The sequence below is a fragment of the Leptothoe kymatousa TAU-MAC 1615 genome (assembly GCF_018739865.1).
Taxonomy (GTDB): domain Bacteria; phylum Cyanobacteriota; class Cyanobacteriia; order Phormidesmidales; family Phormidesmidaceae; genus Leptothoe; species Leptothoe kymatousa.
The window spans coordinates 134,281-147,796 of record NZ_JADOER010000007.1; the positions used below are offsets into that span (position 1 = coordinate 134,281).

Consider the following 13,516-nt stretch of genomic DNA (forward strand, 5'->3'; position numbering starts at 1 on the left):
TCCAAGGATTGTGGTCTTAACGCCTGAAAAATTATTTCCGTTTAAGCTCGATCCGTTTCAACTTGAAGCTATTGAAGCTCTGAATCAAGGGAACTCGGTCATTGTTTGCGCCCCCACAGGCTCTGGTAAAACCCTGGTGGGTGAATATGCCATCCACCGAGCGTTGCACGAAAATAAACGGGTTTTTTACACCACTCCTTTAAAGGCCTTATCTAATCAAAAACTGCGCGATTTTCGAGATATTTTTGGCCACGAAAAAGTGGGTCTACTGACGGGGGACACGTCTGTTAATCGTGACGCACCCATCCTGGTCATGACCACGGAAATCTTTCGCAATATGCTCTACGGCACCACCATGGGAGAAGTGGGGCAGGCGGTGCAAGACCTGCAAACGGTCGTGCTAGATGAGTGCCACTACATGAACGATCGGCAGCGGGGCACGGTCTGGGAAGAGTCGATTATTTACTGTCCCCAGGGAATTCAGCTAGTAGGGTTATCGGCAACGGTGGCCAATGGCGATCAGCTCACCGATTGGATCGCTCAAATTCATGGCCCCAGTCAGCTGATTTATTCAGACTTTCGGCCGGTACCGTTGACCATACACTTTGCCACGGGCAAGGGTGTCTTTCCGCTGCTGAATGAAAACAAGACAGCCTTGCATAACCGGCTGAAAAGACACCGCAAACCACCCCGCCGTCAAAAGGGACAAAAGAAGAAGCCCGCCACCGCCACCATGGCGTTTATTGTTGCCCAGTTGCAACAAAAGGACATGCTGCCAGCCATCTTCTTTATTTTTAGTCGCAAGGGGTGTGATAAAGCGGTACAAACCATTGACCATTTGTCCCTGGTCACACCGGCTGAGGCAAATGTGCTCAAACAGCGCATTGACAACTTTTTAGCCGCGAATCCAGAAGCGGCCAGGGCTGGCCAAGTGGAACCGCTCTACCGCGGTATCGCCGCTCACCATGCCGGCCTACTGCCAGCCTGGAAAAGCCTAGTGGAAGAACTGTTCCAAGCCGGTCTCATTAAGGTGGTGTTTGCGACGGAAACCCTGGCTGCAGGCATTAACATGCCTGCTAGAACAACTGTTATTTCGAGCTTATCTAAACGCACTGACAGCGGCCACAGACTGCTGCGGGCCTCGGAATTCTTACAAATGGCAGGTCGCGCCGGACGGCGCGGTATGGATTTTGAAGGGCATGTGGTGACCGTGGAAACGCCCTTTGAAGGAGCCCAGGAGGCGGGGTATCTGGCCTTGGCGACACCAGATCCGTTGGTGAGCCAGTTCACCCCCAGCTACGGCATGGTGTTGAATCTATTGCAAACCCATTCCTTAGACGAAACCCGCGACCTGGTAGAGCGCAGTTTTGGGCAATACCTATCCACATTGCACCTGGCCCCACAACAGCAAGCGATTGATGATGTAGAACGTAATATTGAGCTGATCCGTGAACAGCTGGCAACGGTGGATGACGCCATGGTGGCTGAATATGGCAAGCTCAAAGAGCGCCTGCGGGAAGAACGGCGTCTGCTCAAAATTTTAGACAAACAGGCTATGGACACCCTGTCGGGGGACCTACTGACGGCGGTTAACTTTACGGTGGCAGGGACGGTGCTTTCGTTAAAGGGCAAGCATATTAAAGTGCACAATCCCATACCAGCCGTCCTAGTTACTAAAATTTTAGGCCCAGGGAAAGTGACCTATTTGGCCTGCCTCACCGCTGACAATCACTGGGTGATGACCACCGCCAGCGATGTGTTTGGTCTCTATGAAAAATATGAACGGATTGCGGAGGTTGATACCTTAGTGCCGCCGACAGAACTGCCTTTGAGAGCAGGGAGTAAATTGGCCGGCGACGAGGGCACAGCCCCGGTGGCAACCAAAATTCCGACCTCATTACCAACCCTGGATGAACTCGCACCAGAGGTCAAAGAGCAGCGCGATCGCATGCAAACCGTTGCCGACAAATTAGAAACACACCCCTTAAATGAATTTGGCAAACCCAAAGCACTCCTAAAAAAACGCCAGCGATTACAAACCCTGGAAAAAGAACTCCAGGACCGACAAGAAAAGTACCAGCGATATGCCAGCCGCTATTGGGAAGAATTTCTCAACTTAATGGCAATCTTAGAAACCTTTGGGGGATTAGAGCATAACCAGCCAAGCAAGTTTGGCCAAATGGCCGCCGCCTTTCGGGGCGAGAACGAACTTTGGCTAGCCCTCGCCCTAGATTCAGGCGAATTCGACCACCTCGAACCCCATCAATTTGCGGCCGCCTGTGCCGCCATCGTTACCGAAATCACCCGGCCTGATACCTGGACCCACTACCGCACATCGAACCCAGTGACCGAAGCCCTCGAAGGGTTACGCTCCATTCGCAGAAAGATATTCCAACAACAGCGCCGCTACCAGGTGGCCTTACCCGTGGCATTGGAATGGAATTTAATTGCCCTCGTCGAAGCCTGGGCCCTAGAGACAGATTGGAATGAACTGTGCAAAAACACTAGCCTAGATGAGGGTGACGTGGTGCGCATTTTACGACGCACCCTAGATATCTTGTCCCAGATTCATCACATCCCATTTTTACCGGCCTCGGTTAAGTCCACAGCCCGCCAGGCCGCTTACCTGATTAACCGTTTTCCCGTCAATGAAGCCGCCAGCGGCGCTACAAATGCACCGGATCCAGAATTAGCAGGGGATAATAAAGACGGAGACCCTATCCCCACGGAAGAAGAGTAATTTCAAGCATGACCTCCACCACCATCACCTCTGACCCCAAAGCATTATCCCGTGCCCAGCGGGCTGTTAGCTGCGGGCCGTTTTACATGAAGCTGCTGGCAGCCATGCGCTCTCAAAGCATCCCTTTACGAGCCATCAGCGACGACCGTGGCATGCTCAGTGGATATACGCGCCAACCCCTTTCAGACGTCGCCGCCGATAATCACCTCGGCTGGCTGATGACCCTAGGCATTGTGCGACGAGAAGTCGATGGCCAGGGCCTAACCGATAGCTTTCGACTCACGCCCATCGGCCGTCAACTAGTAGACCAATGGGAAGCATCAGGTCGTCCGGATTCCACAGGTGGCCCCCTGGATTATTTACTCAACGCCAGGAACCGCTGGCTAAGACTACCCAGCTGGTTACAATAACCCCCTTGCTGTTGAAACTCCATACACCTGAGTTCAAAAACGATGGGTAATTGATGAAGTTTGGGTAAGTTGATGCAATAGCGTCGACTCACCTCACTGGGCCCAAAACAACAGGTATTTTGAACAACCGTTATTCCGACTCATTATTTCAACTCATTATTTCAATCATTAATACTCCAACTGGACCGGGAGACACTCTAGAATGAAGGCCATTATGGTAGTGGGGACAACCTCCCACGCAGGGAAATCTCTACTTGTTACAGCACTTTGTCGCATGTTGAGCCGTCGGGGCTGGCGGGTGGCTCCTTTTAAAGGACAAAATACCGCCCTCAATGCCTATGTAACCGCCAACGGTGCTGAAATTGGCTACGCCCAAGCCGTCCAGGCATGGGCTGCGGGTGTTTCTCCCCAGGCCGAAATGAATCCAGTCCTGCTAAAACCCCAGGGAAATACAGGCACCGCCCAGGTGATCATCAAAGGTCGCCCCGTGGGACAAACCACAGCCAGTCACTATTATGAAACCTATTTTGAAAGTGGTTGGCAGGCTGTCCAGGAAAGTCTAGCCCGTCTCGGACAGGAATTTGACCTGCTCATTTGCGAAGGCAATGGCAATCCTGCGGAAATCGCCACCAAGAATCATGACCTGGCCAATATGAAAATTGCCCAGGCCTTAAAAGCACCCACGATTCTCGTTACTGATATTGACCGGGGGGGGGCCTTTGCCCATATCGTCGGCACCCTGGAGCTGCTCGAGCCCGACGAACGCGCTTTAATCAAAGGCATTATTATCAATAAGTTTCGGGGGCAAAAAAGCAGCCTTCAACCGGGCATCGACTGGCTGGAGAAACGCACTAACATCCCAGTGTTAGGGGTGGTGCCAATGCTGGATCAAACCCTACCCACAGAGGGCTCGCTATCGCTGATGGATCGGCCCATCGAAAAGCAATCCGCCGAACTGAATATTGCCGTTATTCGCCTGCCTCGCATTTCTAACTTCACCGACTTTGATCCGTTAGAAGCCGAGCCGTCGGTCAATGTTAGATACCTTAGCCCTAAGGACGATTTGGGGCATCCTGATGCGGTCATCCTACCTGGCACCAAAACTGCGATCGCGGATCTCCTCATTTTGCAACGCACCGGCATGGCCGAAGCCATCCAAAACTACGCTGCCGCTGGTGGCACAGTGCTGGGCATCTGTGGCGGCTTTCAGCTCATGGGCCAGATGCTCGCAGACCCAGAAGGGTTAGAAGGCCAGGAAGGGCGCTTTAGGGGCTTAAGCATTTTGCCCTTACGCACCGTGATCACCCAAAACAAAGTGGCACGGCAGCGGTCAGTCAGCTCCAAATATCCCCAAGAAGGGCTGCCCGTAAATGGCTATGAAATTCACCACGGTCGCACCCAATTAGTAATGACCCCAGAAGGTGGCGAACCAGGGCCCAAGTTCCAACCCATTTTCGACGACCGCAGTCTTGGCATTGTGGACGAAACCGAATCCCTGTGGGGAACATACTTACACGGTATTTTTGATAACGGTCCCTGGCGACGAGCCTGGCTCAATCGACTGCGGCAGCAACGGGGCTTAGGCTCCTTACCCACGGGCATTGCCAACTACCGAGAACAGCGAGATGCCATGCTCAATACCCTGGCCAACACCGTTGAAAAATACATCAACCTCGATCCGATCTTGACTCAATCCTGAATCCAGGCAGAGGAAAAATCCCACGAATACATCGGCCATAGAGGCATAGAGGCATAATAGGCTGGTTCTTCCGGTTTAAAACAGGGTCTCTATGCCTCTATTGGATATTACGTTCCTAGCGATGGGGGGATTGACCTCCGGTATCTTAGCGGGGCTACTAGGCATCGGCGGCGGCGTACTTATGGTGCCTCTCCTATTATTTTTTGGCATTGACGTTGACCAAGCCACCGCCACCAGCCTCCTCGCCATCTTAGTCACCGCCACAACGGGCAGTATTCAAAACTGGCGCATGGGCCATCTCCAGCCCAAACAAATTTTACTACTCGCAATACCGGCTATTTGCCTCGTCGTAGCGGGCACAGAAGTCGGTAGCCGCTTAGCCGACCATTGGCGGAGCGCAGCCTTTGGCAGCCTACTGTTGAGCAACATTTACCTAGTCAGTCTCAAAAAGAGCATTGGAAACACCCAGGACCCAAAAACCAATTCCCCCCTCCTAGCCGCCACACCAGCAAGACTCGTCACCGGAGGGATATCAGGCTTTATGGCAGGGTTATTTGGCGTAGGTGGCGGGGTGATCATGGTGCCCCTCCAAGTCTTGTTGATGAATATCAACCTCAAAAAAGCTGTGCGCAACAGCCTAGGGGTCATTGCCCTGACCTCTGCGGTGGCATGTATTCACAATGGCCTCAAAGGAGACATCGTATATGGAGCCGGTCTCAGCCTTGGCTTGGGCGGTTTAATTGGCGTACAAATTAGCACTCGTTTTTTGCCCAAACTACCCGAAAACTTTGTCAGTGCTTTGTTTCGAACATTGCTGTGTGTTTTGGCAACCTACGTATTTTGGCAAGCCTGGCAAGCGTATATGGCCAGTGCGTAATACTCCACAGATCAATAAAAAGGGCACAAAACAAACGCTTTGCACCCATGGGCTAGCGAATAAACTAGCACCAAAATATATTTTTCAATGAGTTCACTTGCCCCAACAATCCTAGAAGTGAAGTACAACCTAGCCAGTTGCACAGGGTGGCCATGAACAGATTTGCGTTACGACAAAAACGAGTTCAAATTAACCCACCAAAAACATTGACCTAAAAAAACGCTTAATTCAGGTCACCTCAATCCAACCAATTTCTATTCTCTCGTTTGAATGTAAAGAATGAGCAGAAATACGGTTGGAACGAATACAAACAGGATGCTGGCTACAAACCCTAGATTATTAACTTCCATAGACCCTAACTACTACTTTTCTCAACAACAAACCACATGGCTAAGCATATCACTCTGCTTCAACTCAATGAAGCGATCGGTCGTAGACCTACTGTGATAGATACATCTCAAACGATCCCTGCTTGAGTTTTCTCGAGTTTTTTGCTATCGCTTCTTTTTAGGCTTGGTCACCACATCAATGGGCCCATTCACCAAGGTTTGGCAAGCCAAACGGCAATTCTCGGGGCGTTTCTTCAGCCGCTTCTCTTCAACCGCTGTGCGAGGGGAAAGATTATCTCCGCCTTCAGCAATTTCAACGACACATAGACCACACTGGCCATAGCCGCCACAGTTCATCATCTTTCCCGTCAGGGTGTAAATATCAATACGATTATCGATCGCTTTCTGACGCAGGTTCGCGCCATCTGCCGCTGTGATCTCAAGATCTTCTTTAACAAACTTAATAGTGGGCATCGAAGGGCTCCAAAAGCAATCGCCATAAAGTTGAGCATGCCGCGAGCGGCCAGTTTACACATAAGATCCAACTTGCGTTGGATTATGAAGTCTAGTTACACTTCTTTATACACTTTAATCTTTGATTTTTAGTGGGTTAGTCCGTCGGGAATCGTCTGGATTCTTACCGCAATAGGTCACCATGAAGTTCCGAATAAATTTTCCACAACGGATTTTTATTTTTGCCCCCACGTTGGAGGCAATGTGGAGATCTGGTAGCCTATTCAGTATCGGTATTTTAATGTACGGCTAAATTTTCCAAACTAGGAGGAGGCGTGTAGTCAATGGGACTACCCTGGTACCGGGTACATACAGTCGTGGTTAACGATCCCGGACGACTGATTTCTGTACACCTAATGCATACTGCCCTTGTGGCAGGTTGGGCTGGCTCTATGGCCCTGTTTGAGCTAGCAACATTCGACCCAAGTGATCCTGCTCTGAACCCCATGTGGCGTCAGGGTATGTTTGTTCTTCCCTTCATGTCTCGCCTCGGTGTAACCGGGTCTTGGGGCGGCTGGAGTGTGACTGGAGAGACAGGTGTTGATCCTGGTTTCTGGTCTTTCGAAGGCGTAGCACTTGCACACATCGTGCTGTCCGGCTTGCTATTCTTGGCAGCCGTTTGGCACTGGGTTTTCTGGGATTTAGATTTATTCCGTGACCCCCGAACTGGTGAGCCCGCCTTGGATTTACCCAAGATGTTTGGCATCCACCTGTTCTTATCTGGTTTACTTTGCTTCGGTTTTGGAGCCTTTCACCTGACGGGTGTATGGGGTCCTGGAATGTGGGTGTCTGATCCCTACGGGATCACCGGTCACATTCAACCGGTTGCCCCAGAATGGGGTCCTGGAGGCTTCAACCCTTACAACGCAGGTGGTATTGTCGCTCACCACATTGCCGCTGGTATTGTCGGCATCGTGGCAGGCCTATTCCACTTAACCGTGCGTCCCCCACAACGTCTCTACAAGGCGTTGCGTATGGGTAACATCGAAACTGTGCTATCCAGCAGTATTGCTGCTGTATTCTTTGCAGCTTTCATTGTGGCCGGTACCATGTGGTACGGAAATGCAACCACTCCTGTTGAATTGTTCGGTCCTACTCGTTATCAGTGGGATGGCGGCTACTACCAGCAGGAAATTGAGCGTCGGGTTCAGGCCGACATGGCTGATGGCTTAAGCCGTAAGGAAGCTTACGAGAATATTCCTGAGAAGCTTGCCTTCTACGACTATGTGGGCAATAGCCCTGCTAAGGGTGGTTTGTTCCGCGTAGGCCCCATGGATAGTGGTGATGGTATTGCTACTAGCTGGTTGGGTCACCCTGTATTTACCGACTCTGAAGGTCGTGAACTTTCAGTACGTCGTTTACCCAACTTCTTTGAAACCTTCCCTGTGGTCTTAACTGACTCCAGTGGTGTAGTCCGTGCAGATATTCCTTTCCGTCGTGCTGAATCTCAGTTCAGTATTGAGCAGACTGGTGTATCCGTTACTTTCTACGGTGGCGAACTAGACGGTCAAACGATTAAGGACCCCGCTCGCGTTAAGCGTTATGCCCGTAAGGCATTGCTGGGTGAGCCCTTTGAGTTCGACCTAGAAACCTTGGATTCTGACGGTGTATTCCGTTCTAGTCCTCGCGGCTGGTTTACCTTTGGCCATGCGGTCTTTGCGCTGCTATTTTTCTTTGGCCACATCTGGCATGGTTCCCGTACTCTATACCGCGACGTATTCGCTGGTGTGGATCCCGACCTATCTCCTGAGCAGGTCGAGTGGGGCTTCTTCCAGAAAGTTGGTGATACTAGTACTCGCATGAACTAAACGTTCTTTAGAGCTATTAGTTTGAGTTAGATGGCTCAGCGAATTTATTCCGCTGGGCCATTTTTTTGAAATAATGGTAGTTACCGATGGATGGTCTTGACCGCTATTGGTAGAGGCCTTAAACATTAGTTGAGTAGGACTGAACAATGGAAAGTGTTGCTTACATCTTGATTTTCACCTGTATTATCGGAACTCTATTTTTTGCGATCGCATTTCGTGAGCCCCCTCGGATCAAGAAAGACTAGGAAAGCCGATTCAACCTATGGGGAGTTTCTCCCTTGAATGGCGTTTGACTAGTCGCCCAAAATAAAACAAACCCATTGGCCTTATCAGCCTGGGTGACATAATAGAGGCATCGACTTCTTTGCTTTTAACGAAGTTAGCCTCTATTTTTATGTTATGCATGGTCTAATAAGCGAGGCCCGCCCCGCCCACTCATCGAGGGTATAGTCGTTCTATGCAGTGTCCCTTCTGCCAGCATGCTAGTAATCGCGTTCTCGAATCGAGATCGGCAGAAGCCGGTCGCAGTATTCGTCGTCGCAGACAATGCTTGAAGTGTGAGTGCCGCTTTACCACCTATGAACGCATTGAATATGTTCCAGTCACTGTCATCAAACGGAACAGTAGTCGAGAATTATTCAATCGATCAAAATTACTGCGCGGCATCGTGCGTGCCTGTGAAAAAACAGGGTTGGACGCAGCCAAGCTAGAAACCTTAGTAGATAATATTGAAATGGAGCTTCAGCAACGCTCCACCAGGGAAATTACCAGTGCCGACATCGGGGAACTTGTATTACAGCAACTCAGATCTTTAAATGAGGTAGCCTATGTTCGCTTTGCCTCCGTCTACCGCCAGTTCACAGGCATTCGCGATTTTGCAGACACCCTAACCCATCTGCAAGAAAGCGAAGAAAAAGTAGGCTCCCCACCCTACGTTAGCAACGGGAACCGCCCTAGCTCCACGCTAACTGTATAGCCATCGTTCTTCCCCCCAGAGCATTCCGGCAAAAAAATATCTTGGTCAATAACCCGTAACAGTAAGTGACAGTGAGGCTAAATTCACTTATGATTAATAGTCTTGCGAAGGTTTGTGTATTTTACTAATTTTTAGTCTGGGTTTCCCTCGGGAGCTTTTCTATGTGTTAGTATCGCTCGCCTTGCAAGGCTCTAAGTTTGGGCCTAATGCAGGTTCAACTCATTGCCTGAGAACGTGCCTTAGCTTGGTTGCAGGGATATGGCGACTCAGGATTATTGAAAGAGGCTCGCAGGGAGCACATTTGTGTGATGCCCTCATCCTCATCTGAGATAAGAGCTGGATCAATGTAGAGGCGGCACACAGACGCACAACATGTCCACCCGATTATGGAGAAACCGTAGGAAACATCTAGCATGGTCAACTTTGAAACGAAAGAAGCCGATATTGGTTTTACTCATGAAGATTTTGAAGCTTTATTAGATCAATACGATTACCATTTCAGTCCTGGCGATATTGTACCGGGGACTGTTTTTAGCATTGAGCCTCGGGGCGCTTTGATTGACATTGGAGCAAAAACCGCTGCGTATTTGCCCATTCAAGAGATGTCCATCAATCGTGTCGAAGCTGCTGATGAAGTGCTTCAATCGAATGAGACTCGTGAATTTTTCATCTTGACCGATGAAAATGAAGATGGCCAGCTAACTTTATCCATCCGTCGCATCGAGTACATGCGTGCTTGGGAACGAGTACGTCAGCTCCAAAACGAAGATGCCACCGTACGGTCCGATGTCTTTGCGACCAACCGTGGTGGTGCCCTCGTCAGAATTGAAGGTCTGCGCGGATTTATTCCTGGTTCCCATATCAGTACCCGTAAGCCCAAAGAAGACTTGGTGGGCGAAGCACTGCCCCTCAAGTTCCTTGAGGTTGACGAAGAGCGTAATCGTCTAGTCCTAAGTCATCGTCGTGCGCTGGTTGAGCGTAAGATGAATGGCCTCCAGGTGGGCGAAGTCGTCATTGGTGCAGTACGTGGTCTGAAGCCCTACGGTGCCTTCATCGATATCGGTGGTGTTAGCGGTCTGCTACACATTTCTGAAATCTCCCACGACCACATTGACACACCTAACACGGTGCTCAATGTGAACGACGAGATTAAGGTAATGATTATTGATCTAGATGCTGAGCGTGGTCGGATTTCCCTATCCACCAAGCAGCTTGAGCCTGAACCAGGTGATATGGTCAAGAATCCTGAAATCGTGTTTGAAAAAGCCGAGGAAATGGCTGAGCGCTATCGCCAGCAATTGCTGAAAGCTGCTGAAGCTGAGGCTGCTGCTGAGGCAGGAGAAAGCAGCAACAGCGAAGAATCCTATGCTGTTGAAGAAGGTGAATCAGCTGTGGCTGCCTTCGCTGAATAGGTCGCTCGAAAATTTTTCCTAAGACGGCATAGTCGAGTCTTTTGAATAATTTTTTGGAAAATGTTGGGGCTCCAAGGGTCCCAACATTTTTTTATGTCAATATATCGGCAATATCGATTCGCAATCATTGCTGGGAGCCCATCAGGCCCCAGGCAAGTGCTAACAGATTGAGTTAAGCAACCTCTGCGTAGCCAACTACGAATACTAAGGAGCTGTTCAGAAACGAAGTCACGGCTTAATCCGAAAAGGCTTGTTAGACCATGCTTTTAAGGAAAAAGGCCATGATTTTAATTTTTAACAGGCCCTAAATGTATTCAGCCGTTGGCTATGGCTTACACGTAAATACGTTTAGTCGTGGTCACAATTTCTTGCAACGGCACAGTCTTCCCCCACATCAAAGCCGTTTTTCTAGATAAAGATGGCACCCTAGCTAATGTCAGTAGCTATTTAACTCGCCTCGGGCACCATCAAGCCCAACTGATGGACAAGCAACGTCCTGGCTGTCTACCGTTGCTGTTGCAAGTGCTGGGTATCTCTGAGAACGGCTTAGACCCAGCCGGATTGATGGCCGTGGGCAATCGACAGGAAACGTTGATCGGTGCAGCGAGTGCGGCGGCGATCGGGGGCTGTCCTTGGGTGGAGGCCATGGCCTTGGCCTCCACCACATTTGCCGTCGCCGACCAGAGATATTCACCAAAAGCAGCCCATACGCCTTTATTACCAGGTGCCTTAGACTTGCTACAACGGTTAAGACAGGGAAATCTGAAAATCAGTATGGTGTCTGCGGATGCCCAAGTGCATTTGGAAAACTTTGTCGAGCACCATCAGCTACAAAAATACTTTGACCATTTACAAGGTGTTTGCCCAGAGTATCCCGACAAAGTTGCCCCTAATTTTTTCCAGGCGGCCTGCCATGGTCTAGGCATGGAACCACACCAGGTTTTAGTGATTGGTGATGCCGCGACGGATCTACAAGTCGCAACTAGGGCCGCTGGTTTTATTGGCTATTTAGGCGGCTGGCAACCGCCTTTAGGGCCCACCAAAATCGCCTCTCAACAAAGCTTAGATGAGCTGTCCATAGCGAGTGCGTTTGCCACTGATTTTTGGCAAATTCAGCTTACAAAGCTTTAAAACAAAATAGAGGAGGCAAGTACTGCCTCCCCTCATAAATCAACCTTGATCGTGATGATCAATGCATTAAGTTAATTACAATTGTGTTCATTTAATCGTTAGAACTCAAGTGACGGTCTGTCAGAGTTTACGTTACGGTTACGTTTTGAGCGCAGCACCCCATGGGGACACCAGCCATGGCTAACCGCCAGCAGCAAAACGGTAAACTATATCGTGAGGTAATTTTTTATCTGCACCCTGCATAGGTCTGTATACAACAGCAGCCATATCTCACTGTCCCACTACTTAGGTAATGATCGATGTCGCCATTTCCGGCATATCGCCCTAACCGCCTCTCCCTAGGGCCGCTAGAAGCGGAGATTTTAGAAATTTTGTGGCAGCTAGAAGTTGCTTCTGGCACCGCCATCCATGAATACATTTTGGCCGATATCGATCGAGATTTAACCTATTCATCGGTGGCAACGGTTTTGCGACGGTTGGAACAAAAGGGCTGGATTGCGAAACGTCGGGTGGGCCGTGCGTATCATTGGGAACCGTTACTGTCAGCAAATAACGCTAAGGTGCTGCAGTCCCATGAGCGGCTTCAAGAATTTTTAGCGGCTAGCAATCCAGATATTGTCGCGGCCTTTGCCGATACCCTCGACCAAGCCAGCCTGGACCAGCTAGAAGCGATTACCCAACGCATTCAGGCAGCAAGACAGGCCCAAACTAACCAGGAGAGTCAGCCATGATGCATGTGAGCTTAATGGTCAGTGCGATCGCAGTAGCCATATTGCTGCGTCTTAGTTTGGCCCATCGGTGTTTCAGCCACTGGCTAGCAACCCTGGCGTTGTTTGTTGTGCCACCACTGCTGCTACTGACCACAGCCCTCTCCATTATCATCATGGGTCCCCACGGTCACGTAGTGGTGACCCACATAGAAGGTTGGCTCAGCTATGGTGCCGCCTGGGGTTACCTGCTCATCACCCTAGGCATTCTCGGCCACCTGCGATGGCAGGCCCACATCAGCATTCAACACATCCAGCAATATCCCCACACAACCGTACAAGGCACCCCTGGGCGACTGCTCAACGACGGCAAAATTTTTAGCGCTCAGATTGGGCTATGGTCTTCGGAGCTAGTCGTCAGCCAGGGGCTACTCGATGCCCTCGATCGGGATCATCTAGCAGCGGTCATTGCCCATGAAAAAGCCCATGCCTATTATCACGATACATTTTGGTTCTTTTGGCTAGGCTGGTTAAAACGCATTAGCAGCTGGCTACCTTACACCGAGAGCCTCTGGCAAGAACTCCTACTGCTGCGAGAAATTCGTGCCGACCGTTGGGCCATACAGTCCGTAGAAAAACTTACCCTGGCAGAATCTCTATTGCAGGTGATTGGGTCTCCGTTATCCCCCATCACCGCTGCTAACTTTAGCTGCATCGCCCCCCTAAGCCGATTAAACCGTCGCATCGACGCCCTCTTATTAGACAACGACTATGGCTTTAGCCTCAGTTGGGCTGGTATCTCCAGCTGCGCCCTGGTGAGTTTAATTCCCCTGCTGTCGATTCCATTTCACTACTAAGGCAAAATCGCAGCTGATAGAGCCCGGTCCCCATAAACATAGTCAAAAGAGGCACAT

Annotated in this window: 13 protein-coding genes; 11 read left to right on the top strand and 2 right to left on the bottom strand. The window is 50.2% G+C overall.

All coding sequences use genetic code 11. From position 1 onward, the window contains the following. Positions 1–10 precede the first annotated feature (10 nt). The 4 genes from IXB28_RS09155 (at position 11) to IXB28_RS09170 (ending at position 5,726) form a co-directional block, all read left to right on the top strand. Positions 11–2,740 carry a DEAD/DEAH box helicase gene (locus IXB28_RS09155; protein WP_215618269.1) on the top strand — a complete coding sequence of 910 codons (2,730 nt, stop codon included), beginning with the start codon at positions 11–13 and terminating at the stop codon, positions 2,738–2,740. Positions 2,741–2,748: 8 nt separating this feature from the next. Beyond that, complete coding sequence (locus tag IXB28_RS09160; protein ID WP_215618270.1) at positions 2,749–3,150, top strand: Npun_F0494 family protein; 402 nt, start codon at positions 2,749–2,751, stop codon at positions 3,148–3,150. A 202-nt stretch (positions 3,151–3,352) separates the two neighbouring features. Then, positions 3,353–4,849: a cobyric acid synthase CobQ gene (gene cobQ / locus IXB28_RS09165; RefSeq protein ID WP_215618271.1), complete on the top strand. Its 1,497-nt coding sequence runs from the start codon at positions 3,353–3,355 to the stop codon at positions 4,847–4,849. Between the two features lie 91 nt (positions 4,850–4,940). Then, entirely contained in the window at positions 4,941–5,726 is a 786-nt protein-coding gene (locus IXB28_RS09170) for a sulfite exporter TauE/SafE family protein (RefSeq protein WP_215618272.1), read from the top strand. A gap of 254 nt (positions 5,727–5,980) precedes the next feature. On the opposite strand, the gene psbM is transcribed toward IXB28_RS09170, so the two are convergent. Both psbM and IXB28_RS09180 read right to left on the bottom strand, forming a co-directional pair. Beyond that, complete coding sequence (gene psbM, locus IXB28_RS09175) at positions 5,981–6,076, bottom strand: photosystem II reaction center protein PsbM (protein ID WP_215618273.1); 96 nt, start codon at positions 6,074–6,076, stop codon at positions 5,981–5,983. 144 nt (positions 6,077–6,220) lie between these two features. Beyond that, positions 6,221–6,529 (bottom strand): 2Fe-2S iron-sulfur cluster-binding protein, encoded by a 309-nt coding sequence (locus IXB28_RS09180; protein WP_215618274.1) that lies wholly within the window; start codon positions 6,527–6,529, stop codon positions 6,221–6,223. 323 nt (positions 6,530–6,852) lie between these two features. Between IXB28_RS09180 and psbB the strand changes: the two genes are divergently transcribed. The 7 genes from psbB (at position 6,853) to IXB28_RS09215 (ending at position 13,459) form a co-directional block, all read left to right on the top strand. After that, positions 6,853–8,376 (top strand): photosystem II chlorophyll-binding protein CP47, encoded by a 1,524-nt coding sequence (gene psbB, locus IXB28_RS09185; protein WP_215618275.1) that lies wholly within the window; start codon positions 6,853–6,855, stop codon positions 8,374–8,376. A 146-nt stretch (positions 8,377–8,522) separates the two neighbouring features. Beyond that, positions 8,523–8,621, top strand: a complete 99-nt coding sequence (locus tag IXB28_RS09190; protein WP_006516453.1) for a photosystem II reaction center protein T — start codon at positions 8,523–8,525, stop codon at positions 8,619–8,621. Between the two features lie 212 nt (positions 8,622–8,833). Further along, complete coding sequence (gene nrdR, locus IXB28_RS09195; RefSeq protein WP_215618276.1) at positions 8,834–9,352, top strand: transcriptional regulator NrdR; 519 nt, start codon at positions 8,834–8,836, stop codon at positions 9,350–9,352. A 413-nt stretch (positions 9,353–9,765) separates the two neighbouring features. After that, entirely contained in the window at positions 9,766–10,764 is a 999-nt protein-coding gene (locus IXB28_RS09200; protein ID WP_215618277.1) for a 30S ribosomal protein S1, read from the top strand. Between the two features lie 354 nt (positions 10,765–11,118). Then, positions 11,119–11,895 carry an HAD family hydrolase gene (locus tag IXB28_RS09205; protein WP_215618278.1) on the top strand — a complete coding sequence of 259 codons (777 nt, stop codon included), beginning with the start codon at positions 11,119–11,121 and terminating at the stop codon, positions 11,893–11,895. A 299-nt stretch (positions 11,896–12,194) separates the two neighbouring features. Further along, positions 12,195–12,626: a BlaI/MecI/CopY family transcriptional regulator gene (locus tag IXB28_RS09210; RefSeq protein ID WP_215618279.1), complete on the top strand. Its 432-nt coding sequence runs from the start codon at positions 12,195–12,197 to the stop codon at positions 12,624–12,626. Then, on the top strand, positions 12,623–13,459 hold the full coding sequence (locus tag IXB28_RS09215) for a M56 family metallopeptidase (protein ID WP_215618280.1): 837 nt from the start codon (positions 12,623–12,625) through the stop codon (positions 13,457–13,459). Before IXB28_RS09210 ends, IXB28_RS09215 begins: the two co-directional genes overlap by 4 nt. Positions 13,460–13,516: the final 57 nt, after the last annotated feature.

What these genes read in the sequence shown, in the direction of transcription:
- IXB28_RS09160 (WP_215618270.1), top strand. Translation starts at nt 2,749, where the DNA reads ATGACCTCCACCACCATCACCTCTGACCCCAAAGCATTATCCCGTGCC.
- cobQ (WP_215618271.1), top strand. Translation starts at nt 3,353, where the DNA reads ATGAAGGCCATTATGGTAGTGGGGACAACCTCCCACGCAGGGAAATCT.
- IXB28_RS09170 (WP_215618272.1), top strand. Translation starts at nt 4,941, where the DNA reads ATGCCTCTATTGGATATTACGTTCCTAGCGATGGGGGGATTGACCTCC.
- psbM (WP_215618273.1), bottom strand. Translation starts at nt 6,076, where the DNA reads ATGGAAGTTAATAATCTAGGGTTTGTAGCCAGCATCCTGTTTGTATTC.
- IXB28_RS09180 (WP_215618274.1), bottom strand. Translation starts at nt 6,529, where the DNA reads ATGCCCACTATTAAGTTTGTTAAAGAAGATCTTGAGATCACAGCGGCA.
- psbB (WP_215618275.1), top strand. Translation starts at nt 6,853, where the DNA reads ATGGGACTACCCTGGTACCGGGTACATACAGTCGTGGTTAACGATCCC.
- IXB28_RS09190 (WP_006516453.1), top strand. Translation starts at nt 8,523, where the DNA reads ATGGAAAGTGTTGCTTACATCTTGATTTTCACCTGTATTATCGGAACT.
- nrdR (WP_215618276.1), top strand. Translation starts at nt 8,834, where the DNA reads ATGCAGTGTCCCTTCTGCCAGCATGCTAGTAATCGCGTTCTCGAATCG.
- IXB28_RS09200 (WP_215618277.1), top strand. Translation starts at nt 9,766, where the DNA reads ATGGTCAACTTTGAAACGAAAGAAGCCGATATTGGTTTTACTCATGAA.
- IXB28_RS09210 (WP_215618279.1), top strand. Translation starts at nt 12,195, where the DNA reads ATGTCGCCATTTCCGGCATATCGCCCTAACCGCCTCTCCCTAGGGCCG.
- IXB28_RS09215 (WP_215618280.1), top strand. Translation starts at nt 12,623, where the DNA reads ATGATGCATGTGAGCTTAATGGTCAGTGCGATCGCAGTAGCCATATTG.